We start from the raw sequence: 899 nt of genomic DNA, 5'->3' as shown, positions 1-899 counted from the left end.
GTCAGCCTGATCTATCAGGGCATCTCGCCCGAGGATTCGGAACGCCTTCTGCTGCGGCCGATGGAAGCCAAGCTGAAGAGCCTCAAGGGGCTCAAGGAGATGCGCTCGGCCGCCTTCCAGGGCGGCGGCTATGTGCTGGTCGAATTCCACCCGCAGACGGATCTGGCGACGGCGCTGCAGGACACGCGCAGCAAGGTCCAGGACGGCAAGGCCGACCTGCCGCAGGCAGCCGAGGAGCCTGTGGTCTCCGAGGTCAACGTCTCCGAGTTCCCCGTCCTTGTCGTGACGCTGTCGGGCGAGGTGCCCGAGCGCGTTCTGACGACGGCGGCGCGCGAGTTGCGCGACCGCATCGAGGAAGTGCCTGGCGTGCTGGAAGGCTCGCTGCAGGGCGCCCGCGACGATCTCGTCGAAGTCGTCATCGATCCGATGAAACTGTCGTCATACGGGCTGCAGCTCGAGCAGCTGATCGGTGCGGTCGGCGATTCCAACAGTCTTGTCGCCGCCGGCAACATCGAAGGGTCCGAGGGCAAATACGCCGTCAAGGTGCCGTCGCTGATCGAAACGCCACAGGACGTGGCGGCGCTTCCGATCGTCGCCGGCCCCAATGCCGTGGTGCAGGCCCAGGATATCGCCACCGTCCGCTCCACCTTCAAGGACGCCGAGACGGTGACCCGTCTCGACGGCAAGCCGGCGATCGCCATCGAGGTGAAGAAGCGCATCGGCTCCAACCTGATCGACACGATCGCCCAGGTGAGGGCCGTGTCCGATGCCTTCATAAAGACCATGCCGGAAGGCATGCACGTCACCTACACGCAGGACAAATCGGTCTTCGTCAACCAGTTGCTCGGCGATCTGCAGAACCACGTCATGATCGCCGTGATCCTGGTGTTCATCGTCAT

1 protein-coding gene is annotated in these 899 nt (G+C 64.2%); it reads left to right on the top strand.

The genetic code is table 11. The annotated features are described in order from the left end of the window. A partial coding sequence (locus AC0L2A_RS36225; RefSeq protein WP_473612974.1) for an efflux RND transporter permease subunit occupies positions 1-899 on the top strand: 899 nt, incomplete at both ends.

The organism is Mesorhizobium sp. WSM4844 (assembly GCF_055811775.1).
This window is presented reverse-complemented; position numbering and strand designations above follow the sequence as displayed.